Genomic DNA, 20,333 nt, shown 5'->3' on the forward strand with positions numbered 1-20,333 from the left:
CGCCCCGTACCCCGCGCGCGGACCCATGAGATTTCCTGCTCTACAGTCCTGCTCGCACGAAGAGCACATTAAGTGCTCTTCGGCTCGTGCGGAACTCGCGATAAATCTCATGGCCCCCGCGCGCGGGGTCCGGGGCGAGCAAGCTGCGGAAACTCGGTCGGTCCAAAGTAATATCGTGCGAACAGAATTCTGGCTGATGACTTGTTCGCGACAAAGACTCGATAGGCAGCCCACTCTATGCCCTTTTGTAAGTTGCGGTGAAATAGGGACTGAATTTGGGGTTGAATCGTTTAAACAGTCCCCATTTCACCGTAACTTATGGGAGGGCATAGAAAAAGGCGGGGGCTCCTGATGGAGTCCTCGCCTTTGTTACAGGGGGCGATGTTATTCGCGTACTGTGGGATTAGACCAGGCGGGCGTTGATCGTCTTGGCGATCTCGGCGGCGTCGGTGGAACCCTTGACGGTGGCACGGAAGTCCTCGTCCATGAGCGCCTCGGCGACCTTGGACAGGATCTTGAGGTGCGTGGTGCCAGCCTGTGCACCAGGGATGAGCAGAGCGATGGCCACGTTGACGGGAGCGCCGTCCATGGTATCCCAACCGGTCACGCCGGACTCGTCCTTAACGACGATGACGGCAGCCTCGGTAATGGCGTCGGACTTGGCATGCGGGATGGCGAAGCCCTCCATCATGCCCGTGGTGCCCTCGGCCTCGCGGGCCAGGAAGGCGTTCATCACGGCGTCGGCGTCGCTGGCGATACCGGCCTTGACAGCCTGGTTGGAAACGAAGCTCAGAGCCTCGTCGCGAGAAGCGAAGTCCTCGGCGACAAAGACATTCTCGACCTTCACGAAGTCGGCAGCATCGGCCTTAGGGGCCTCAACGGCAGCAGCCTTGGAAGCCTCAACCGGCTTGGCTACAGGAGCGGCCTTCTGATTCTTCTCGAAGTCGTACTTCTTGAAGGCCACGAACAGGATGCCACCGATCACAGCGCCGATGAGGATCGCGAGGACCCACAGCGGACCGTTCTCGACAACGGGCAGGACCAGGAAGCCACCGTGAGGCGCCGGATCGTGAACGTTGAACATGATGGTCAGGATCGAGGCGATGGAGGAACCGAGCATCATGATGGGCATGACGGGCCAGATGTTCTTGGTCATGAACGGAATGGCGCCCTCGGTGATGTGGGTGCAACCAAGAATGAGGTTGACGATACCGGCGTCATGATCCTCCTGGCTGAAGTACTTCTTGCCAACGACGACGGCGAAGGTGGTGATCAGCGGCGGAACGATGCAGGCGGCGGAGACGGCAGCCATGAAGTTGGTGCCGAAGTTGTAGGTATCGGTGCCAACGCCAGCAGCCAAGGCCTCGGTGAGCATAGCGGTACCGGTGACGTAAGCAGCCTTGTTGACCGGGCCGCCCATGTCAACGGCGCACATGCAGCCGATGGCAAGGCCCAGGACAATGGCGCCAGAGGCGGACAGACCCTTGAGGAAGTCCATCATGGCGGTGTTGATGGCAGCCATGGGGCCGGAGATGCCGAGCATGACCAGGCCGACGATGGCGGTCGAGAACAGCGGGTACAGGAAGATAGCCTTGAGGCCGTCCAGATTCTTGGGCAGCTTGGAGAAGACCTTCTCGAGCAGCAGGATGACATAGCCAGCGAGGAAGCCGCCGACGATGCCGCCCAGGAAGCCGAAGCCCACGCCGGCGCCGCCGGCGTCGATCATGCCGGTCTCGGCGTTAACGGGCAGGCCCTGGATGGCGATCATACCGGCAACGAAGCCGGGGACGAGCGCCGGGCGCTTGCCGATGGACTCGGCGATATAGGCGGAAAGCACGGGAACCATGAGGTTCATGGCGATACCGCCGATGATCTTAAGCATAGCGGCAAAGCTGTTGTAGTCAGACGCCGTCGAATCGAAGGACGTGATGCCCCACAGGAACGAAACGGCGGTCAGGACACCACCGGCGACGACGAAGACCAGCATGTGGCTGACGCCGTTCATGAGGTGCTTGTAGATGATGTGGCCGATAGATTCCTTCTCCTCGACCTCATCTTCGACATCGGCAGCAGCCGCAACCGAGTCGTCACCCTTGGCGGCGAGCGCGCGGTCGATCAGCTTACCGGCTGCCTCGACGGACAGGGCCTTGGAAACACCAACGGAAACCATGCGCTTGCCGGCGAAACGCTCCGCCTGGACATCCTTATCGGCTGCGACGACGACGGCCTTGGCACCGGCGATCTCACTCTTGGTGAGCTCGTTCTCGACACCGACCTGGCCATGGGTCTCGACCTTAATGGTCAGACCGCGCTCGGCAGCTGCCTTCTCCAGCGCTTCCTTCGCCATGAAGGTGTGCGCGATACCGGTCGGGCAACCGGTGGCGGCGATGATGTCAAACTTAGCCATGTGTCCCTCCTTTTTAAGTTTTGCGCCCGCAGGCGCTCCCCTACACGCGCGTCCTTGCGCGCTTTTCCACAACTGAAAGATACCAACCTACCGTCCGCGTGAGAAGAGACAAGGAGCAATTCTCCGGTGAAAGGTTCTTTCATAACCGTAAACGGTAGGTGAAAGTTTACCATCAACACTTGAAACGGCAAGGTGTATCTTGTAATTGAAAATCCCCCTATACTATGACAGTACAAAACGAGTCCGATTATCATGCCAACCAGGAGCCATCCATGACCGATAGTAGCAAGAGCGCACTTTCCCTCATTAGTACCCATCAGGGATACAGCGAATCCGAGCAGCGCATTGTCGACTATATATTGGAGCACCAGTCCGAGGCGCCACGCCTCACGGCGGCTCAGCTCTCGCGCGCCGCCGCCACGTCCGAGGCGACCGTTTCGCGCTTCTGCCGCAAGCTTGGCTTTGGCAGCTTCCGCAGCTTTCAGTTTTCGTTGGCGAGGGATTTGGAAAGCCAGCGCAACGAGGGCCTGACTGACGAAGTCTCGCTCGACAATATGGAGCAGAGCCTTAAGAACATCCTGGCTGCCAAGGTGAGCGAGCTTAATGCGACCATCGACGGGATCGACCACGATACGTTGGCGGCTGTTGTGCATGCCCTTAAGCATGCAGGGGTTATTGAGTTTGCGGCTGTGGGAAATACGAACGCGGTCGCGCTCGATGCGACGTTTAAGTTTTCGCAGCTGGGCCTGCGCTGCATGGCGAGCACCATTAGCGAGACATCAATCGGCTTTGCGCTCACGTTGCGCCCGGGTGACGTCATCGTGCTCATCTCAAACTCCGGCAAGTCGCGCCGACTGAATCGCATGGCAAAAGCGGCTCGCGACTGCGGTGCCACCGTAGTCGTCATCAGCAGCGACAGCAAGTCTCCACTCGCGCGCCTGGCAGACTACACTTTTAATACCGTCAACCACGAGGCGCTGCTGACGACGGGTGACTTTGCGTTCTCCAAGATCAGCGCCACGATGATCATCGAAGTTATCTACAACTTCCTGCTGCCCGAGATTGAAGACGCTCGTGAACATATCAGCTACTACGAGGAGCTCATCCAGCCGGACAAGGTCGTTGAGTAAAACGCGTAGTGGGACAAAAATTTCAGTCTATTTTGTCCCACCAACACCGCTGATACGACCTAGCCTCGAACTTCTTCGAGCATCTGCTTTGCGTGGGCCAAGCTTGCCTCGGACTGATCGCCGCTGAGCATGCGGGCGATCTCGGCAGTACGCGCTTCGCCGGTTACCTCGTCCAAATGCGTCTGGGGAACATCGCCCGGCTCCTTGCTGACAACATAATGCTTGTCGGCCATGACGGCGACTTGCGCCAAGTGGGTTACGACAATCACTTGATGCGTAGCGGCAAGATCGGCCAGCACACCAGCAAGAGCACGAGCCGTGGAGCCGCCGACACCGGCATCGACCTCGTCAAATACCAGTGTGTCGACGCCGTCAGCATTACCCAAGACCACCTTGCTCGCCAGCATGACGCGGCTGAGCTCGCCGCCCGAGGCAATGCGGCGCAGGGGACGCGGCGTCAAGCCGACACCGCTGCGATACAAAAGCTCGTAGCTTGAAGGACCCGCCGGCGTCCACTCGGCGCGCGGAAGATCACGCGACTCCCAAACGAGCTCGGCGCCGCCCATCTCCAGGCGCGCCATTTGGCGGCCAACCTCGTGACAAAAACGCGGAGCAGCGGTATTACGCGCACGCTTGAGTGCCTTGGCGGCAGCAAACAGCTCGCGCTCGGCGCTCCCGAGTGCCTCACTCGCCTTTTTGATCTGTTCATCGCCATCATCGACCAGGGACAGCAGCTCTTGCGAGCGATCGCGCATGGCAAAAACATCGTCCATGGTGGGACCCCACTGACGCAACAGGCCCTTGAGGTCGGAATACCGCTCACGCATGCGAGCGAGCTCGCGCGGGTCGAAGGCGACGCCATCGCGATAGGCACGAAGCTCGTTCGCGCTATCCTCAAGGGAGATGCAGGCATCCGAAAGCGCATCGGCAATGTCGCCCAGTTTGCGATCGACGGTAGCCATACGGGAAAGCTCTGCCACGGCGCTGTTCACGGCATCGAGCGCTCCACCTTCGGCGGCAAGCGATGCATGGGCATCGTTAGCTGTGGCAACCAGTACCTCGGCATGTTCGGAGCGCGGCAGCAGCTCCTCGAGTTCCTCATACTCACCCGGCTTGGGGTCGACCTCGGCGATACGCTCCAGGGCGAAGCGCGCCTCCTCGACGCGACTCCCCTGCGCGCGTGAGGCTTCCTCCACGCGACGGACCTCCTTGGCAGCCGCACGCGACGCCTTGAAGCAGGCACGGTAACGGTCGAGCGCCTCGAGCGCAGAGCGACCAGCCCAGGCATCAACCATGGCAACATGATGCGCCGGATCGAGCAGACGCTGATGTTCATGCTGGCCGCACAGATCCATCATCACGCCGACGCGCTCGGAGAGCTCGCGCACGCTGGCGAAGCGGCCGTCAATCTTGACGCGGCTGCGACCCTCGGCAGAAAGGCTGCGCTGCACGGTAAAGCCCTCCGTGTCGTGCGGGCCGTCGAACAAGCGCGCCTCGACGCTCGCCAGCGCCTCTCCCTCGCGCACCGTCGACGAATCTGCACGCCCGCCCAAAATGAGCTTGAGCGCCGAGAGCAGCGCGGTCTTGCCGGCGCCGGTCTCGCCGGTCAAAACCGTTAGGCCCGCACTCGGAACCAACGTCGCCTCGCGAATGAGCGCGATGTTGGAAACCTGCAGCTCATCGATCATGGCGCACTCCGTAGAACACGCGGCTCACCGAGTTATAGAAGCTCTCGGGGCCGTAATCCAGCAGCAGCACATCGCCGGGACCGCGACGCACGGCCACGCTCTCGACCGTGCCGTCGCAGGTAATAAACTGTCCATCGATAGCGATCGCCGGAACACTCGGACGGTCATCGGACATAAAGATCTCGACGACATCACTCGGCGAGGTCAAAAAAGCGCGAGCCTGAATGGTATGCGGAGCGATGGGCACACAGACCATACCCGTGTAATCGGGGCTGACAATGGGGCCGCCGGCGGAAAGCGCGTAGCCGGTGGAGCCGGTCGCCGTCGAAACAACGACACCGTCGCCGCGAAGGCGGTCGATATGATGGCCGGACACCGTGATGTCAAATTCGACCATATCGGACAGGGGGCCGCGCGTAAGTGCCATATCGTTGAGGGCAAACGTGCGCACGACATCCTTCGCGCCGTCTTCGCGCACGGACACGATATCCGCGGCGATGGTGGCGCGGCGGCTCACGTGGAGCTCGCCGGACAGAGCATCGCTCACAACCTGCAGAATGTCGCGCTCCTCGGGGCTCGCAGCAGTTAAAAAGCCCAGGTGACCATAGGAAAGACCGAGGATAGGAATCTCGCGATGGTTGAGGATGCGGGCAGCGCGCAGCAACGTACCGTCGCCGCCGAGCGTAATGACCAGATCTGAGCCATCAATATCAGGCGTGCTTTGAATCTTCGATCGCTGGTCGGCAGCCCATGCGACCTCGTAGCCCTGGCGCGAAAGCCAAAGCTCGAGCATCAGGCCGCTCTCGACCGCCTCTTGCTTGTAGTAATTGGGAACCAGAAAGACCTTCATAGCGTTGCAGCTTTCTCGCTCAAAGCCGATACCTGGGATTGCAGCTCATCGTCGGTGCGTTCACCAGGGGCAAACCTTGTGCCGTACAGGAAAAACTCAACGTTGCCCTTAGCGCCATGGATGGGCGACACGCACACGTCAAGCGGAAACAGGCCCTTGGCGGCAAAAAGCTCAATCGCCGCCACGAGCGTATCGCGGCGGACGGCGGGGTCGGTCACGATACCGCGCTCGCCCACCAGCGCAGCCGGCGCCTCAAACTGGGGCTTTACGAGCGTGCAGAACGAACCCGAAGGCTTCAGGCACGTCAGCACCGCATCGATAATGTTCGCGATGCTGGTAAACGAGACATCACAAACAGCCAGGTCGATGGCGCCGGCATAGCCAAGCTCAGGCAGCTGCGTCACGTTGGTGCGCTCATGCAGCGTCACGCGATCGTCCTGACGCAACGACCAATCGAACTGTGCGCGACCAACGTCCACCGAGACAACGGTCGCAGCTCCGCGCTTGAGCAGGCAATCGGTAAAGCCGCCGGTAGAGCAGCCTACGTCCAGGCAGGCAAGGCCCGTGGGGTCGATACAAAACGCATCGAGCGCACCCTCAAGCTTAAGGCCGCCGCGCCCAACGTACGGAATGCGCCCCTTCACGTGCAGCGGCAGGCCCGGGATCACCTTAAGGCCCGGCGAAGTCAAACGCTCACCGCCACTCGAGACCAAGCCGGCCATAAGAGTGCGAAGGGCATCCGCGCGATCGGCGCAGATGCCCTGTGAAATCAGTTCGTCATCAAGACGCACGCGTTTCATGAATGCCATCAACCATTCGTATCCGGAGATGCGGCCTAGCTATCCTGGGATTCGTTTGCCGCATCCTCATCGTATTCCTGCTCGAGCTTGTCGGCCTCACGCGGCGTCAGCTCAAACTTATCGACCATGTCGACCGCGCGGGAGCCCAGCTCAATCGCCTCGTCAAACAGATCGAGTGAACGCTCCAAGGATGTATCCTTGGAGCGAACGGTAGCGATGATCTGATCCAGACGGTCCGAGATCTCGTCAAAGTTGCGGACGGAACCCTCTGGCATGGCTACTCCTCGACGGAGTCGGACTCGACGGCCTCAGCAGCGTCCACATCCTCGGCAAGTACACCGGCGGTAGCCTGAGCGGCAGCGACCTTGGCGGCAGCCTCAGCAGCCTGGGCCTCCTCGCGAGCGCGATCCTCGGCCAGCAGTTCCTGGTACAGGTCCTCGCCCGGCAACTCCTCGCTGCGCGCGATCTTGCCCAGCACGCCGTTGACGAACGACGCGGACTGGTCGGTGCCATAGGCCTTGGCAAGTTCGACGGCCTCGTTGATCACGATAGCGTCCGAGACCTCTTCGTCGGTGAGGAAGCGCATCTCGTAGACGGCGATACGCAGCAGATTGCGGTCGGCGCCGGGCATGCGCATAAGATCCCAGTTCTTGGCGACGGCGCGCAGGGCACAGTCGATGCGATCGATATGCTCGTAGGCACCGCGGCACAGCTCCAGCGCATAGGGGTCGAGGGGGCCCTTCGAGATCAGGAAATCGCCCTCGAGGACGCGCTCGAGCGGACTGTCCGTGGCCTCGGCCTGGAACAGCAGCTGCAGCGCCTGACTGCGGGCAAGCGTACGCCCGCGATAAACCTTAAGGCTCAAAGGTTACTCCTTGGGGAAAACGAGGCCGTCGATGCAAACGTCAACGCGCTCGACCTCAACGCCCACCTGGGCATCGATGGCAGCGACCACGGCAGCGCGAACGGCCTCGGCGAGTTTCTTGAACGGATAGCCAAAGAACACCACAACGCGCACGGTGAGTGCGAGCTTGTCGCCGACGACCTCGGTCTCGACCGCCGGCTCGGAAGCCGGGGCCTTGGACGAGAGCATCATGGAGACAAGGTTGGTGGCAAGGTCCTTGACGCCAACGGAGGCGATGCCCTCGACATCGGACAAGGCGCGCGAGACGATGGCGGTCAGAACATCGGGCGAAATGCCGATGCCGTCAATCTTGATTTCCTGGGGCATGAGTCCTCCTAGAAGAGTTGGTTGCTAGACGCGGGAGACGAACTTGCCGTCGCGGGTGTCAACCTTGATGACCTCGCCCTCGTTGAGGTACATGGGGACCTGGATGACAGCGCCGGTGTCGATCGTGGCCGGCTTGGTGGAACCCTGGACGGTGTCGCCCTTAAAGCCCGGGTCGGTCTGGACGATGGTGGTCTCGATGAACATCGGCGGAGTCACGCCCATGAGCTCATCGTCGGCGAAGAGCAGCTGGCAGATGTCGTTCTCGCGCAGCCACTTGGAGTTCTCGCCCACCATGTCCTCGGGAACGGGAACCTGCTCATAGGATTCGTTGTCCATGAAGATGTAGTCGGTGCCATCGTTGTAGAGGTACTGGAACTCACGGGTGGTGAGCATGACGCTCTCGAACTTGGTGCCGGCGTTGCAGGTGTTCTCGACGACGCGGCCGCTCTTGATGTCGCGGGTCTTGTAGCGCACAAACGCGCCGCCCTTGCCCGGCTTGACATGCTGGAACTCGACGATGGTGTAGACCTTGTCCTTAATGCGGAGACCGAGGCCGTTCTTGAAGTCGGCGGTAGAAATGGTAGGCATAGCGACCTTTCTTGTTATGGGCAGAACGCACAAGCGTCCAAATTACATACGAGCGAAATTATACACTTGCAGACGGCGCCTGCAGCGAGCGCATAAAAAGAGAACGCGGGGCGTCCGAATTGCTCCGGAGGCCCCGCCCCAAACTATCTACCGAAGTAGACTAGCAATCGATGACGTGAAGGTCATGCGGCGTCTTGGTGAAGGGCTCGTAGCCGTTCTCGGTGACCACGCCGTAGTCCTCCAGGCGCACGCCGCCCACACCGGGCAGGTACACGCCGGGCTCCATGGTGATAACCGAGCCGACCTCGATGATGTTCTTGCTGCGGTTGAAGTTAGGCAGCTCGTGGATGTCAATGCCCACGCCATGGCCCAGACCATGGTTGTAGTAATCGCCATAGCCGGCATCGCCAATGATCTTCTTGGAAAGCTTGAAAATGTCGTTGCCCTCGACGCCCGGATGAATGGCGGCAACGCACTCCTCGTGCGTACGGCGCACGAGCGCGTACAGGTCGAGCTGCTCCTGGGTAGGCTCGCCCATCACGACGGTGCGCGTCATGTCAGAACGATAATCGCAGTAGCCCGCGCCGTAATCCATGAGGACGAAGTCGCCCTTCTCGATCACGCGGTCGCTCGGAACGGCATGCGGGTTGGCGGTATTGGGGCCGCTCGCCACGATGGAGCCAAAGGCCAGGCTGTCGGCACCGTTGGCGAACATAAAGTTCTCGAGCTCGTTGCGAACCTGCTTCTCGGTCATACCGGGCTTAATATAGCCGAGCATGTGCTGGAAGGCGGCGTCGGTGATCGACTGCGCGTGGCGCATGAGCTCGATCTCCTCGGCGTCCTTGATGGCGCGCATCTTACGGATGTCGTCATGCATCAGCGGCAGCATGCAGGCAACGGAGCGGTCCTCCAGGCCACGCTGAATACCCTGGTAGAAATTGATCTGCATGTCGTCCTCGACAGCGCAGACGCGGCACTTGTTGGCCGCGATCTTGCCGGCGACCCAACCGGGGATGGTGCCCTCGTCCATGTCGTAGACCCAGGGGCTGCCGGCGGGCGTGTTCTCCTCAAAGCTGTTGAGATAGCGCGAGTCGGTATGGAACAGGCACTGGTCGGCCGTAATAAACGCAGCATGCGGGAACTCGAAGGTGTAATCGAAGACGCCCTTGACGCCCGTAAGCCAACGAAGGTTGGCCTCGTCGCGCACCACGATGGCATCGTAGCCGCGCTCGACCATCAGGGCACGGACACGCTCGATACGACCGGCAGGACCGGCAGCAAACTCAGACATGCAGATTCCTTTCTTGTTGCCTCTATAAAGACGGGACGGGTCTCAACCGAACGACAGAATCGCATGCGATCCGCAACCGACTGAAAACCCGCCCCTCAACATGATACGAAAGACAATGGATGTCAATAAATCTTAGAGAAGTTCTTTGCGAGAAGCCAAGTAGGCGTGAGCATGGCGCTCAAGAACCTCGTCCTCAACGCTCGTGAGACGAATGGCGCCGAGTGCCGCGGGCAGCGGCAACATACTGCGGTTCGAACGGACAAACTGCTGCCTGCGGAACTCCTCGATATATGCGGCAGGCTCCAGATCGAAGGCAAGCTCCTCGATACCAAAGTCCTCCAGGCAGTCATCGACCTCAAAGACGTAATCGATATCGAAGTCGCAGGCATCATGTGCTAGGCGCGCCTCAAAGCGCATGCCCTCGGACAACAGCTGGTAGGCAGGGACCTGCGAAGCGGCATCGCCCAAGCAAGCGCGCAGGGTACGCTCCCCCGTCTTGCCAAAATCGAGCGCATGGCGAGCGCTCGGGTTCGTGGCCATCAGTACGTCCTTGCGGGCAGTCTGAGACCATTGGACGGCATTGACGAGCGCGACCTCCTCGCCCGCGAGAATCTCGGGGACGGTCTCAGCAAACTGATTCCAGCGGGATTTGCTGCTCGAAAGCATGGTGCCAACAAGTACCGCATAGCCGAGTTTGAGGTCCTCGGGGTCCGCCTCGCGAACAAGGTCGAGGTCGCACACGACCAAGCCCGGTTCGGGACGGAACGCGATGGCGGGATGCGCATTCGCCGACGATGCGACGAGCGGCTTCATGGTCGTCGCGACCGTGAGCATGGCGTCGAAGGTCGTCGGCAACAGCGCGCACTCAGTTCGGCCGCACCACTGGTTGGCGCACCAGCTAACAACCGAGCAGGTTGCGGCATCGCCAACGGCGACAACCAGATCGTCGCAGGTAACGCCGTTGGCAGACAGGGCGCCAAAGATAGCATCGGCATCGGCCAGCGTAGCACCGGCAGGCGAAACCTCGAAGACGAGCGGCGACACGGCAAAGCCGGCATCGACCAGAGCGTGCTCAACGATCTCGCCAAAGCAGTCGGAAACAGCGCTGTTCCAGACAACCATCGCACGCTTGGGCTTGCCCACGGCCGAGGCAAACATACGCGACAGCTCACTAAAAGCGTTAAAGCCGACGCGAACATCGACACTGCGATTTTGGAAATTGATCAGTTGACGGCGAATCATAGCAGTCCACGCTCCAAAAGCATCTCGGCACAAAGGTAGGAAACGTCCTCGAAGGACTTGTTGCGAATATCAAGGGTAATATCTGCGGCCTGGCGATACAGCGGACGGCGATGCTCAAACAGGCGCGCGGCATGCTCGGGCGAGCGGAAATCGGGGCGCGTGTCGGACCGACGAATCTGGCGAATCGAATCCTCGAAGTCGCCCTCGAGGTACACGCACGTACCCATATCGTGCATCAGCTCAATATTCACCGGTGTCTCGACGATACCGCCACCGCACGAAACCAACAGGCTGCGCTCGCTTTGGAGCGAACGGAGCGCCGAGGTCTCGAGCTCGCGAAAACGATCCTCGCCCTCGGTCTCAAAAATCTCGGTTACCGACTTGCCGCAACGGCGCACGACCAGGCGGTCGGTATCGATAAAACGCCGCTTGAACATGGTGCCGACGTTGCGCGCGAGCGTCGACTTGCCCGCGCCCAAAAAGCCGATAAAGAAGATATGGTCGCAGCCGTGTTTGATGTGCTGAGACATGGCGAAACCTATTCCTCGCAGGGAAGGTCGCGCAGGGCCCGGCGCTCAAAAATACGGAAGATCTGCGTATACCACAGGTCCTGCGTCGCCTGCGGCTTTACCAGGATGGTATCGACGCCGGCTAAATTGCCACTCCACACGTCAGTGTAGAGCTGATCACCGATCAGTACCGCCTCGTCGGCCGTGGCGCCGAGGCGCTTAAGACCCGCCTTAAGGGCAAACGGCGCCGGCTTCATGGCGTGGCTAATGGCCTCGAGTCCCAGCTCGCGTGCAGAGCTCATGACCTGGTCGCGATGCCAGTTGTTGGACACCATGCACAGCTTAAAGCCTTTGGCGCGGGCGGCGTCAAGCCAAGCGGAAACCGCGGCGGGAACCTGCTCGGTGTCGCGCGGCACCAGGGTGTTATCGCGATCGAGCAGAATGGCGCGTTTGCCGTCGGCCCACAGGGTATCAAGGTCGATGCGATCGACCGAGGCAACGTATCGTTTGGGGCTAAAAATCCTCATGCTAATTCCAAGACTGTTGATGCTCTTCGTAGGTTTGCGAGAAGTACTCCTCGTCCTGTGTAATGTAGAAATACAGGTCATCGGAGTCGGTCGGCTCAAGGGTGGCCTTGAGCGCCTCGAGCGACGGAGAGCAGATGGGCGTGGGCGGCAGGCCCTCGTGCTTATAGGTGTTATACGGGCTATCGCTCTGCAGGTCGTCGGCGGTAACCTCTCCGCCGGTGACATACATCATGGTCGCATCGCTATTGAGGTAACGCAGGCCATCGAGCTTGCCCGCCAGACGGTTATAGAAAACCGATGCCACATGCGCGCGCTGATCGGCGTTGAGGCCCTCGCGCTCGACGATCGAGGCAAGGTTAACGATGTCGTAATCGGACATCTCCACGCCATAGCGCTCCTTGATCTTGGCCTCGCAGCTCGCAAAGTCAAGCGACTTGTACTCGGTGTTGAACTGGTCAAGCATGGCGCGAATCACATCATCGGCAGAAGGGTCCTTACCCAACGAATAGGTCTTGGGGAATAGGAAGCCCTCGAGTGAATCGTTTGCAGCGTCTTTAAGGAAAGCGTAATCATTCACATAATTGCTCGCCTTGGCCTGGTTAAGGAAATCTTCCTTAGAAATGCTGTCGTATGCCGCGGCCACACGATCGGCGACCTGGTCGACCGTCAGGCCCTCAGGGATAGTCAGTGCATCGGAGCCCGCATTGGGGCCTTCCATGAGCTGCTGAACAACCTTGGTCGCGTCCATGAGCGTGGTAAACGAGTAGGTGCCAGGCTTAAGCGACATATCGGCATTGAGCTTTTTGACCGCCGCGTAATAATCCTTGGGGTCTTCGACGATATGGTTCTCGGAGAGAATCGAAGCGATGGCATCACCCGAGGCGCCATCGGGAATCGTAATAGTAACTTGCTGGCCAGCAGCGACTTTCGCATCCTCGCCGGCAAAGAAGCCCTTGACGGCCGGCACAACAAAGAAAACGATCGCGACAAGCGCAAGCACGGCGATGACGCCACCGATAATCATAGGCACCGGAGAGCTTTTCTTTTGGACGCCACGGCGGGCATGCGTGTTATAGCTCGAGCGCGTGGCCGGAGCAACGCCGTGCGAGCCATGAGCATGATGTGCGTGGGGGCGTGATTGCCGGGCCTGCCCCTGCGTGCGCTGGGCAGGAGCCTGCTGCTTAAAACGAGCGCCGCCAGCGGGCTGCGCGGGACGAGCTGCGGGCTGTTGAGCGGCACGCTGAGCAGGTTGAGCCGAACGCTGCGTCGGCTGCGCCGGGCGCTGGCCAGGCTGAGCAGGGCGCGGCGCAGGCTGCCGTGTACGATTCTGCTGGCGCGGATCGGAAGCGCTAGGCATGCGAAACCTCCTCGTTTTTACGATCGAGCCATGTCTGCAAGAACAGGCTGGCGGCGATCATGTCAATCTTGCCCCTCATCTGCTTTTCGTTGAGTCCCTGCTCTCGCAGGATTCGCTTGGCCTCCTGCGAGGACAGACGCTCGTCCTCAAACTCCAGCGGAAGTTCGAGCTCGTCGGCAATCTTTTGGGCCACTGCGGCGACGCGCTCGGCCTGGGGGCCGGGCTCACCTGCCATGGTCAAGGGACGTCCACTTACCAGGATATCGGGCTCATAGTCCTCGACCAGGTAGCGAAACGTCTTTGCCATACCAGTGACCTCGGCAGCCGGAAGCACCTTGACAGGCATCGCCATCTTGCCATCACGGCTCGAGACGGCAATGCCAATCCTGGTCTCCCCTATGTCCAGTGCGAGCGCGACCACAGCGACTACTTAGGTTCTTAGGCGCCGAGCGCGGTCTTGGCGGCCGCGAGGGCATCGGCGATACCGGCAGCATTCTTGCCACCGGCCTGGGCCATGTTGGGACGACCGCCACCGCGACCATCGACCAGGCCCGCGATCTGCTTGATCACGTTGCCGGCGTGGAAACCGGCCTTCACGGCGTCATCGGAGCCGGCGGCGAGCAGGGCCGGGGTGCCCTTCTCGGTAACGCTGGCAACGACGCAGGCGACGGGGCCGGCAACCTTCTGGTGCACGGTATCCCACACATTGCGCAGGTCAGCAGCCTCAAGACCCTGAAGCTCAGCGACGACGAGCTTGTAGCCGTTCAGCTCGACAGCGCCCTCGATGGCGCCAGAGATAGCGTCGGAGGAGCCACCGGTGAGTGCCTTCTTGAGCTTGTTGGACGTCTCGCGCAGCTCGGCCTGCAGGTTCTCCACGCGGGCGGGAACCTCGTCAACACGGCACTTGAGCGCAGCGGCAGCGGCGTCAACGAGCGCCAGGCGGTCGGCCATGTAGTCGAGAGCGCCCTTGGAGGTCACGGCCTCGATACGGCGGACGTTGGAGCCCGTAGAGGACTCGGAAATGATCTTGAACAGGCCGATCTCGGCAGTATTGGCGGCATGCGTACCGCCGCAGAGCTCACGGGAGAACGGCTGATCCTCGGCGCCCACGGAGACGACGCGGACGACGTCGCCGTACTTCTCGCCAAAGAGGGCGACAGCACCGGCGGCCTTGGCCTCGTCGATGCCCATGACGCGGGTCACGACCGGTTTGGAAGCGAAGATCTGCTGGTTGACCAGGTCCTCGACAGCCTTGAGCTGCTCGGAGGACAGGGCCTCGAAGTGCGTGAAGTCAAAGCGCAGGTGCTCGGGCGTCACCAACGAGCCAGCCTGGGAGACATGCTCGCCCAGGACCTGCTTAAGCGCGGCGTCGAGCAGGTGCGTGGCAGTGTGGTTGCGGCGCAGGAAGCCACGGCGCTCGGCGTCGAGCGCGGCTGTCACGGTAGCACCGACGGTCAGTGTGCCCTCGGCAACGTGCGCGACGTGAGCATACAGGCCATTGTGGTTCTTGGTGTCGGCAACAGTCAGCGCAACGCCCTCGGCGGAAAGCTCACCGGCATCGCCCTGCTGGCCACCCATCTCGGCGTAGAACGGGGTGCGGTCGAGCACGACCTCGACGTCCTCACCGGCGGAAGCAGACTCGACGGACTCGCCGTTGCGAACGATGGCGACAACCTTGGCACCCTCGATCACATCGTTGTCATAGCCGTCGAACTCGGTCGCGGCAACCTTGTCGGAAAGCTCGACCCACACGTCGTTGAAGCTGCCCCAAGCATCGCCCTTGGCGTTGGCGCGAGCGCGGGCCTTCTGGTCCTCCATGCAAGCGGTGAAGCCGTCCATATCGACGTTGTGACCGGCGGTGCCGGCGATCTCGACGGTCAGGTCGATGGGGAAACCAAAGGTGTCGTGCAGCTTAAAGGCAACGTCGCCCGGAAGGACAGTACCCTCGGCAAGCGCGGCCAGGGCCTCGTCCAGGTAGACGCGGCCGTTGTCGAGCGTCGTGGAGAAACGCTCCTCCTCGGAAGCGACGATACCCTTAACGAGCGCGACGTTCTTGAGCAGCTCGGGATAGGCCTCGCCCATCTGGGCGTTGACCTCGTCAATGAACTTGGTCAGGAAGGCGCCCTCGATGCCCAGCAGGCGACCGTGGAACACGGCGCGGCGGAGCAGGCGGCGAAGGACGTACTCGCGACCCTCGTTACCGGGGAGAATGCCGTCCGAGATCATAAAGTCGACGGCACGAGAGTGATCTGCGATGATGCGCAGGGAGCGGCTAGCACCGGAGTAATCGTCGGCGTCATAGGTCTTGCCGCTGATTTTCTCGCCCAGCTTGATGAGGTGCTGCATCAGATCGCCGTCGTAGTTAGCGGTCTTGTGCTGCATGATGGCGGCCATGCGCTCCAGACCCATGCCCGTATCGAGGTTGCGGTGCGGCAGCTCCGGCATGGAGCCATCCTCCTGGCGGTCGTACTGGGTAAAGACGAGATTCCAGAACTCCAGGAAGCGGTCGCAGTCGCAGCCGGGCTTGCAGTCGGGGCTGCCGCAGCCGACCTCCTCGCCCATGTCAAAGTAGATCTCGGAGCACGGACCGCAGGGGCCGGTGGGGCCAGCGGCCCAGAAGTTGTCGTCCTCGCCCAGGCGGGAGATGTGATCCTCGGCAACGCCCAGGGAGCGCCACACGTCATGGGTCTCGTCGTCCTCGGTAAAGACGGTGAAGTACAGGCGATCGAGCGGCAGCTTGAACTCCTTGGTAATGAGCTCAAAGGCCCAAGCGCAGGCCTGCTGCTTGGAGACGCCACCAAAGGAGAAGTCGCCGAGCATCTCAAAGAAGGACAGGTGACGGCCGTCCTCGCCGATGCAATCGATGTCGTTGGTGCGGACGCACTTCTGGCAGGAGATTGCGCCGATCTCCTTCATGGTCTTCTTGCCCTGGTAATACTCCTTAAACTGGTTCATGCCGGCGTTGGCAAGCAGCAGCGAAGGATCGTCGGGGACGAGGGACGAAGAAGGATAGAGCTTAAGACCGCGCTCCTCAAAGAAGTTGAGGAACTTAGAGCGAATCTCGGCCGTAGTCATTGACGGGTAGTCAGCACTCATAGAGGGAATCTCCTCGGTTTCACATCGAAACAGTTCAAACGTAACGATATTACCATCCCACCGCGCCTGTGCAAAAAAGAGGGCCGCCAAACAGCGACCCTCCAGCGAAAGTGCACGTTATATAGTACTGTGCGATCCTTTGAAAAAGGGCTGCTGTAGAATTACATATAAGAGTCACCCGGAAGGAGCGATCAATGAAAAGCAAACGATTTTTCCTCAATGCACTTCTGTTAGCGGCACTTTTAACGCTTTTGGCTTTCACCTGCTGGTACGCAAACCAACCAGCATTTGGCTACGTGTTGTATGCAGTAATGTCCGGCGATAAGGCTTATTACACTCTACGCGCAATTGACATTCTCTTTTTCTATGTTGCCGGCCCCTTATCAATCGCTTTGCTCGCGTTTCTTGTCATTTTCAACTTCAAGAAACGTTAATAGGACCTATTTAGAATCCGAGTCGTCCATGGAGCCGTCGATGCCGGTTTTGGTATCGTCGTCAGTGTTGGAGTCATCGTCCTTGGCAAAGGGGTTCTTGAAGAAGCCCGTGGCATCGGGCTGCAGACCAGAGAGCTTAATCCAGGGATTATCGAGTTCGGGCTTGGGCATGGCCTTGGCCTCGGGCGCGGTCTCGTTGCCGATGAGCTCGGACTCATAGATGAACGTATCGTCTCCAAGCGCGTCGTAGGCGGCGACCGGGTTGCCCTCGGTATCGCGATACGGCGTGCCCTTAAACACGGCGCCATCGTATGCCACGAGCTGACGCCCGGTCTCGTTCTCAAAGTAGTAGACGAAGACGCCCTTGAGGGCCGCGCACAGCGGAATGGCGATAACCATGCCGATGGGACCCATGAGTGCCGAACCGATAACGAGAGCCGTCAGGCTCATAACGGGATGCACCTGCACCGAGCTCTGCATGACCTTAGGCGAAATGACATTATCGGTGACGTTTTGAGCCACCATGGTCACGACAAGCGTCCATAACGCCAGCATAGGGCTGAACATAAAACCGAGCACCGTGGCGATCGCCGCGCTCACCCAGGGACCGACAACCGGAACCAAATGCATGATGCCGGTAAAGATGGCCATGAGCGCTGCGTATGGATGGCCAATGAGCGTAAAGCCGATAAAAGCCAAAAAGCCACCGCAGATGGACGTCACGACCATGCCGCGCATATAGCCGCCGACCGAGCGTGAAAGGATGGCAACCATAAAGCGGTACGAGGTCTCTTTTTCCTGTCCGATGATGGTGCAGACCTCGTGGTGCATGCGGGGATAATCGCAGGCAAGCCAGTAGGCAAGCACCAGACCCAGGAAGATGACGAACAGCTGCGAGGCCGTGTTGGTAATGAGCGGAAACACGCCGCGGCCGAGCTCCGCAGCGATTTGCGAGACGTACTTGGACGCTACGGTAACCAGCGAAGAAAGATTGTCGTCCAGATACTCCTTGAGCGGCGTGTTGTTGAGCGTCTTAGCGTGCGAGAGCATCTCGTTGAGATCGCCACCCGCAACACGAAGCTGCTCGGGCAGGCGGCTCAGGACTTCCATGATTTGACCGAGCAAAATAGGCGAGAGGATGCAGACGACGCCGACGAGCACGGCAACAACCACAATGAGCGCGATAAGCGAACCGATGCCGCGATTCACGCCGTGATGCTCGAGCCAGTTGGTGATCGGCGACATGACAAAAGCGATGATGGAACCGACTGCCAAAAACTCGATGACCGGTGCCAGGATGCCCATAAGGTTAAAGATGACGGCAGCGATGACAATGCAGCCGACGACGCCCCAAATGCGCAGCGTCAGAATACGGGTATCGCGAAGCGTGCGGTCGATTTGTTGGGGGTGCTCACTCATGAACGAACCATCACTCCGTCGGGGTCGATCTTATCTTGAATCTTCTTAAGCGTGCGGCGCAGCAGACGCGAAACCTGCACCTGCGAGATGCCCAGCTTCTTGGCAATCTCGATCTGGGTCATGCCCTTCACAAAACGCAGCTCGATAACCTCGCGCTCGCGCGGCGAGAAATCGCGGATGGCTTCCTCGATTACCAGACGGTCATCGGTAAAGTCGAGCTCGTTGTCATCGTCGGCGTAACGATCGAGAATCGAAGGCGCATCATCGGAATCGGACGCACCGGGGGCCTCGATGGGCACCGAGGTGTAGGCCGAGGACGATTCCATGGCTTCGAGCACCTCGTCGACGGTTACGCCAAGATAATCGGCGATTTCCTCAACCTTGGGCGAACGCTGAAGCTCGTTGGTGAGCTTGTCGGTGGCCTGGTTAACCTTGGCAGAGAGCTCCTGCAGACGACGCGGCACGCGCACACTCCAGCCCTTGTCGCGGAAGTGGCGCTTAATCTCGCCCAAGATGGTGGGCGTGGCAAACGTCGTGAACTCGAGTCCGCGCTCGGGATCAAAGCGATCGATAGCCTTGAGCAAGCCCAAGTACCCGACCTGCAAAAGGTCATCGAGCGGCTCGCCGCGGTTCTTGAATTTGTTGGCAAGAAACCTTACCAGGTTCATATGGGACATGACGAGCTGCTCGCGAGCATCCGGATCACCGGTCTCCTTATAACGACGAAACAGCTCGCGGGTTTTCTCCTTGTCCCAAGCGGTCTTGCCGCTCCGGGAGCGTTCGGTCATATTAGATATCCGCCTTGAGGTCGAGGGAAAGCGTTAGGGGCGCTGTAGTCTTTTCGTAGGAGTCGCACACACTCGCCAAAATGAGCTCGGCATACACGGCAGCCTGGTCATCCTCATCGACGGTCGCCTGGTCGCCAAAGGTAAAGATCATGCCCACATGCGATTCGTCGACATCGAATTTGATCGAGATATCGTCGGAATCAACAGCCGTGCAGCCAAAGATGAAGGCTTCTTCGGCAGCCATACGAATGTCCTCGATGCGATCGACGGACATAGAGCACAGGGCGCCGACGTTGGCGGCCGTCATGCGCACCAAGCGCGCGAGACGCGGATCACCGGCAACGCTCAGCGTAATGGGGCAGGTTGCTTCGCTACTCATCGCAGGACTCCTCGGAGGTCTCGGCAGGCGTATAGGTGTAATACTGAGCAGGCTTAGCAGCGGGCTTCTGAACATCATCGTCGTCAGCAGCGGCATCGTCGTCGCCAATCAGAACGCGCTCAGTGGGCTGCTCGGCCTCGGCAGCGGCAGCGGCGAGCTTGCGATCGGCGTCGGCTGCAGGAGCCTTCACCTTATTGAAGAGCTTCTGCACGGCGCCAGCAGCAGAATCAGTCACGCTCGATACGGCATTGCTGGCCTCGGCCACGCTGCCCGTGACCTCGGAAATGTCGCGAACGACCGCCTCAACCTCAACGAGGTTAGACGTCAGAGCATCAACGGCAGTCTTGCTCGACTTGAGGAGCGGCTCCATCTGGGCAAGTGCCGGCGTAAGCTCGTCAACGGCGCCATCAAGCTTTGCCACCACGGGCTGCGCCTCGGCAATCGTATTGTTGAGGTCGGTTACCGTCTTGTCGAGCGAGTCGACAACGGTGCGGGTTTTGCGCAGGGTGAGCGCAAGCTCAACGATAGCCCACACGCCGGCAACGGCAAGCAGCAGCAAGGCGATTTGAATGGGACTCATACAAGCCTCCCAAAGGA

General features: G+C 60.2%; 21 protein-coding genes. 2 read left to right on the forward strand and 19 right to left on the reverse strand.

Annotated features, from left to right (window positions below):
- Window positions 1-403 precede the first annotated feature (403 nt).
- Entirely contained in the window at window positions 404-2,407 is a 2,004-nt protein-coding gene (locus DW171_RS02440; protein WP_117816756.1) for a fructose-specific PTS transporter subunit EIIC, read from the reverse strand.
- A 272-nt stretch (window positions 2,408-2,679) separates the two neighbouring features.
- Here DW171_RS02440 and DW171_RS02445 point away from each other — a divergent pair, with 272 nt between their 5' ends.
- On the forward strand, window positions 2,680-3,537 hold the full coding sequence (locus tag DW171_RS02445) for a MurR/RpiR family transcriptional regulator (protein WP_117806188.1): 858 nt from the start codon (window positions 2,680-2,682) through the stop codon (window positions 3,535-3,537).
- 59 nt (window positions 3,538-3,596) lie between these two features.
- Here the strand turns inward: DW171_RS02445 and DW171_RS02450 are convergent, their stop codons facing one another.
- The 14 genes from DW171_RS02450 to alaS form a co-directional block, all read right to left on the reverse strand.
- Entirely contained in the window at window positions 3,597-5,225 is a 1,629-nt protein-coding gene (locus tag DW171_RS02450) for a DNA repair protein RecN (protein ID WP_118270315.1), read from the reverse strand.
- The gene (locus DW171_RS02455; RefSeq protein WP_117635157.1) at window positions 5,215-6,075 is read right to left on the reverse strand and encodes an NAD(+)/NADH kinase; all 861 of its coding nucleotides are present in this window, start codon (window positions 6,073-6,075) and stop codon (window positions 5,215-5,217) included. Before DW171_RS02455 ends, DW171_RS02450 begins: the two co-directional genes overlap by 11 nt.
- Window positions 6,072-6,875, reverse strand: a complete 804-nt coding sequence (locus DW171_RS02460; protein WP_118270360.1) for a TlyA family RNA methyltransferase — start codon at window positions 6,873-6,875, stop codon at window positions 6,072-6,074. The genes DW171_RS02455 and DW171_RS02460 overlap by 4 nt, the downstream gene beginning before the upstream one ends.
- Window positions 6,876-6,910: 35 nt before the next feature.
- Window positions 6,911-7,150 carry an exodeoxyribonuclease VII small subunit gene (locus DW171_RS02465; protein WP_006233978.1) on the reverse strand — a complete coding sequence of 80 codons (240 nt, stop codon included), beginning with the start codon at window positions 7,148-7,150 and terminating at the stop codon, window positions 6,911-6,913.
- A gap of 2 nt (window positions 7,151-7,152) precedes the next feature.
- Window positions 7,153-7,740, reverse strand: a complete 588-nt coding sequence (gene nusB / locus DW171_RS02470) for a transcription antitermination factor NusB (protein WP_118270316.1) — start codon at window positions 7,738-7,740, stop codon at window positions 7,153-7,155.
- A 3-nt stretch (window positions 7,741-7,743) separates the two neighbouring features.
- Window positions 7,744-8,106, reverse strand: coding sequence for an Asp23/Gls24 family envelope stress response protein (locus tag DW171_RS02475; protein WP_118270317.1), 363 nt, complete (start codon window positions 8,104-8,106; stop codon window positions 7,744-7,746).
- Between the two features lie 24 nt (window positions 8,107-8,130).
- A complete protein-coding gene (gene efp / locus DW171_RS02480) occupies window positions 8,131-8,694 on the reverse strand; it encodes an elongation factor P (RefSeq protein WP_006233983.1) in 564 nt (187 codons plus the stop codon).
- Between the two features lie 160 nt (window positions 8,695-8,854).
- Window positions 8,855-9,985, reverse strand: coding sequence for a Xaa-Pro peptidase family protein (locus DW171_RS02485; protein ID WP_117637706.1), 1,131 nt, complete (start codon window positions 9,983-9,985; stop codon window positions 8,855-8,857).
- Window positions 9,986-10,117: 132 nt separating this feature from the next.
- On the reverse strand, window positions 10,118-11,227 hold the full coding sequence (locus DW171_RS02490) for a hypothetical protein (RefSeq protein WP_118065365.1): 1,110 nt from the start codon (window positions 11,225-11,227) through the stop codon (window positions 10,118-10,120).
- Window positions 11,224-11,757, reverse strand: coding sequence for a shikimate kinase (locus tag DW171_RS02495; protein WP_117806183.1), 534 nt, complete (start codon window positions 11,755-11,757; stop codon window positions 11,224-11,226). The genes DW171_RS02490 and DW171_RS02495 overlap by 4 nt, the downstream gene beginning before the upstream one ends.
- Window positions 11,758-11,765: 8 nt before the next feature.
- Window positions 11,766-12,263: a YqeG family HAD IIIA-type phosphatase gene (locus tag DW171_RS02500; protein ID WP_118065361.1), complete on the reverse strand. Its 498-nt coding sequence runs from the start codon at window positions 12,261-12,263 to the stop codon at window positions 11,766-11,768.
- A gap of 1 nt (window position 12,264) precedes the next feature.
- Window positions 12,265-13,620: an endolytic transglycosylase MltG gene (mltG, locus tag DW171_RS02505; protein WP_233539075.1), complete on the reverse strand. Its 1,356-nt coding sequence runs from the start codon at window positions 13,618-13,620 to the stop codon at window positions 12,265-12,267.
- A complete protein-coding gene (gene ruvX / locus DW171_RS02510) occupies window positions 13,613-14,041 on the reverse strand; it encodes a Holliday junction resolvase RuvX (protein ID WP_089571740.1) in 429 nt (142 codons plus the stop codon). Before ruvX ends, mltG begins: the two co-directional genes overlap by 8 nt.
- A gap of 17 nt (window positions 14,042-14,058) precedes the next feature.
- Window positions 14,059-16,716: an alanine--tRNA ligase gene (alaS, locus tag DW171_RS02515; RefSeq protein ID WP_118065357.1), complete on the reverse strand. Its 2,658-nt coding sequence runs from the start codon at window positions 16,714-16,716 to the stop codon at window positions 14,059-14,061.
- 194 nt (window positions 16,717-16,910) lie between these two features.
- Here alaS and DW171_RS02520 point away from each other — a divergent pair, with 194 nt between their 5' ends.
- On the forward strand, window positions 16,911-17,150 hold the full coding sequence (locus tag DW171_RS02520; RefSeq protein ID WP_118270318.1) for a hypothetical protein: 240 nt from the start codon (window positions 16,911-16,913) through the stop codon (window positions 17,148-17,150).
- A gap of 6 nt (window positions 17,151-17,156) precedes the next feature.
- On the opposite strand, the gene DW171_RS02525 is transcribed toward DW171_RS02520, so the two are convergent.
- The 4 genes from DW171_RS02525 to DW171_RS02540 are packed head-to-tail and all read right to left on the reverse strand — an operon-like array spanning window position 17,157 to window position 20,316.
- A complete protein-coding gene (locus DW171_RS02525; RefSeq protein WP_118270319.1) occupies window positions 17,157-18,569 on the reverse strand; it encodes an AI-2E family transporter in 1,413 nt (470 codons plus the stop codon).
- Entirely contained in the window at window positions 18,566-19,357 is a 792-nt protein-coding gene (locus DW171_RS02530) for an RNA polymerase sigma factor SigF (protein ID WP_117635146.1), read from the reverse strand. Before DW171_RS02530 ends, DW171_RS02525 begins: the two co-directional genes overlap by 4 nt.
- 1 nt (window position 19,358) lies before the next feature.
- Window positions 19,359-19,736 (reverse strand): ATP-binding protein, encoded by a 378-nt coding sequence (locus tag DW171_RS02535; protein ID WP_118270320.1) that lies wholly within the window; start codon window positions 19,734-19,736, stop codon window positions 19,359-19,361.
- Window positions 19,729-20,316, reverse strand: a complete 588-nt coding sequence (locus tag DW171_RS02540) for a hypothetical protein (RefSeq protein ID WP_117639347.1) — start codon at window positions 20,314-20,316, stop codon at window positions 19,729-19,731. The genes DW171_RS02535 and DW171_RS02540 overlap by 8 nt, the downstream gene beginning before the upstream one ends.
- Window positions 20,317-20,333: the final 17 nt, after the last annotated feature.

Source organism: Collinsella sp. AM15-2, from assembly GCF_003471985.1.
Taxonomy (GTDB): domain Bacteria; phylum Actinomycetota; class Coriobacteriia; order Coriobacteriales; family Coriobacteriaceae; genus Collinsella.

Bases quoted from the DNA above. Each gene is read 5' to 3' on its own strand.
- DW171_RS02440 (WP_117816756.1), bottom strand. From the start codon at position 2,407: ATGGCTAAGTTTGACATCATCGCCGCCACCGGTTGCCCGACCGGTATC.
- DW171_RS02445 (WP_117806188.1), top strand. From the start codon at position 2,680: ATGACCGATAGTAGCAAGAGCGCACTTTCCCTCATTAGTACCCATCAG.
- DW171_RS02450 (WP_118270315.1), bottom strand. From the start codon at position 5,225: ATGATCGATGAGCTGCAGGTTTCCAACATCGCGCTCATTCGCGAGGCG.
- DW171_RS02455 (WP_117635157.1), bottom strand. From the start codon at position 6,075: ATGAAGGTCTTTCTGGTTCCCAATTACTACAAGCAAGAGGCGGTCGAG.
- DW171_RS02460 (WP_118270360.1), bottom strand. From the start codon at position 6,875: ATGAAACGCGTGCGTCTTGATGACGAACTGATTTCACAGGGCATCTGC.
- DW171_RS02465 (WP_006233978.1), bottom strand. From the start codon at position 7,150: ATGCCAGAGGGTTCCGTCCGCAACTTTGACGAGATCTCGGACCGTCTG.
- DW171_RS02475 (WP_118270317.1), bottom strand. From the start codon at position 8,106: ATGCCCCAGGAAATCAAGATTGACGGCATCGGCATTTCGCCCGATGTT.
- efp (WP_006233983.1), bottom strand. From the start codon at position 8,694: ATGCCTACCATTTCTACCGCCGACTTCAAGAACGGCCTCGGTCTCCGC.
- DW171_RS02485 (WP_117637706.1), bottom strand. From the start codon at position 9,985: ATGTCTGAGTTTGCTGCCGGTCCTGCCGGTCGTATCGAGCGTGTCCGT.
- DW171_RS02490 (WP_118065365.1), bottom strand. From the start codon at position 11,227: ATGATTCGCCGTCAACTGATCAATTTCCAAAATCGCAGTGTCGATGTT.
- DW171_RS02495 (WP_117806183.1), bottom strand. From the start codon at position 11,757: ATGTCTCAGCACATCAAACACGGCTGCGACCATATCTTCTTTATCGGC.
- DW171_RS02500 (WP_118065361.1), bottom strand. From the start codon at position 12,263: ATGAGGATTTTTAGCCCCAAACGATACGTTGCCTCGGTCGATCGCATC.
- mltG (WP_233539075.1), bottom strand. From the start codon at position 13,620: ATGCCTAGCGCTTCCGATCCGCGCCAGCAGAATCGTACACGGCAGCCT.
- alaS (WP_118065357.1), bottom strand. From the start codon at position 16,716: ATGAGTGCTGACTACCCGTCAATGACTACGGCCGAGATTCGCTCTAAG.
- DW171_RS02520 (WP_118270318.1), top strand. From the start codon at position 16,911: ATGAAAAGCAAACGATTTTTCCTCAATGCACTTCTGTTAGCGGCACTT.
- DW171_RS02525 (WP_118270319.1), bottom strand. From the start codon at position 18,569: ATGAGTGAGCACCCCCAACAAATCGACCGCACGCTTCGCGATACCCGT.
- DW171_RS02530 (WP_117635146.1), bottom strand. From the start codon at position 19,357: ATGACCGAACGCTCCCGGAGCGGCAAGACCGCTTGGGACAAGGAGAAA.
- DW171_RS02535 (WP_118270320.1), bottom strand. From the start codon at position 19,736: ATGAGTAGCGAAGCAACCTGCCCCATTACGCTGAGCGTTGCCGGTGAT.
- DW171_RS02540 (WP_117639347.1), bottom strand. From the start codon at position 20,316: ATGAGTCCCATTCAAATCGCCTTGCTGCTGCTTGCCGTTGCCGGCGTG.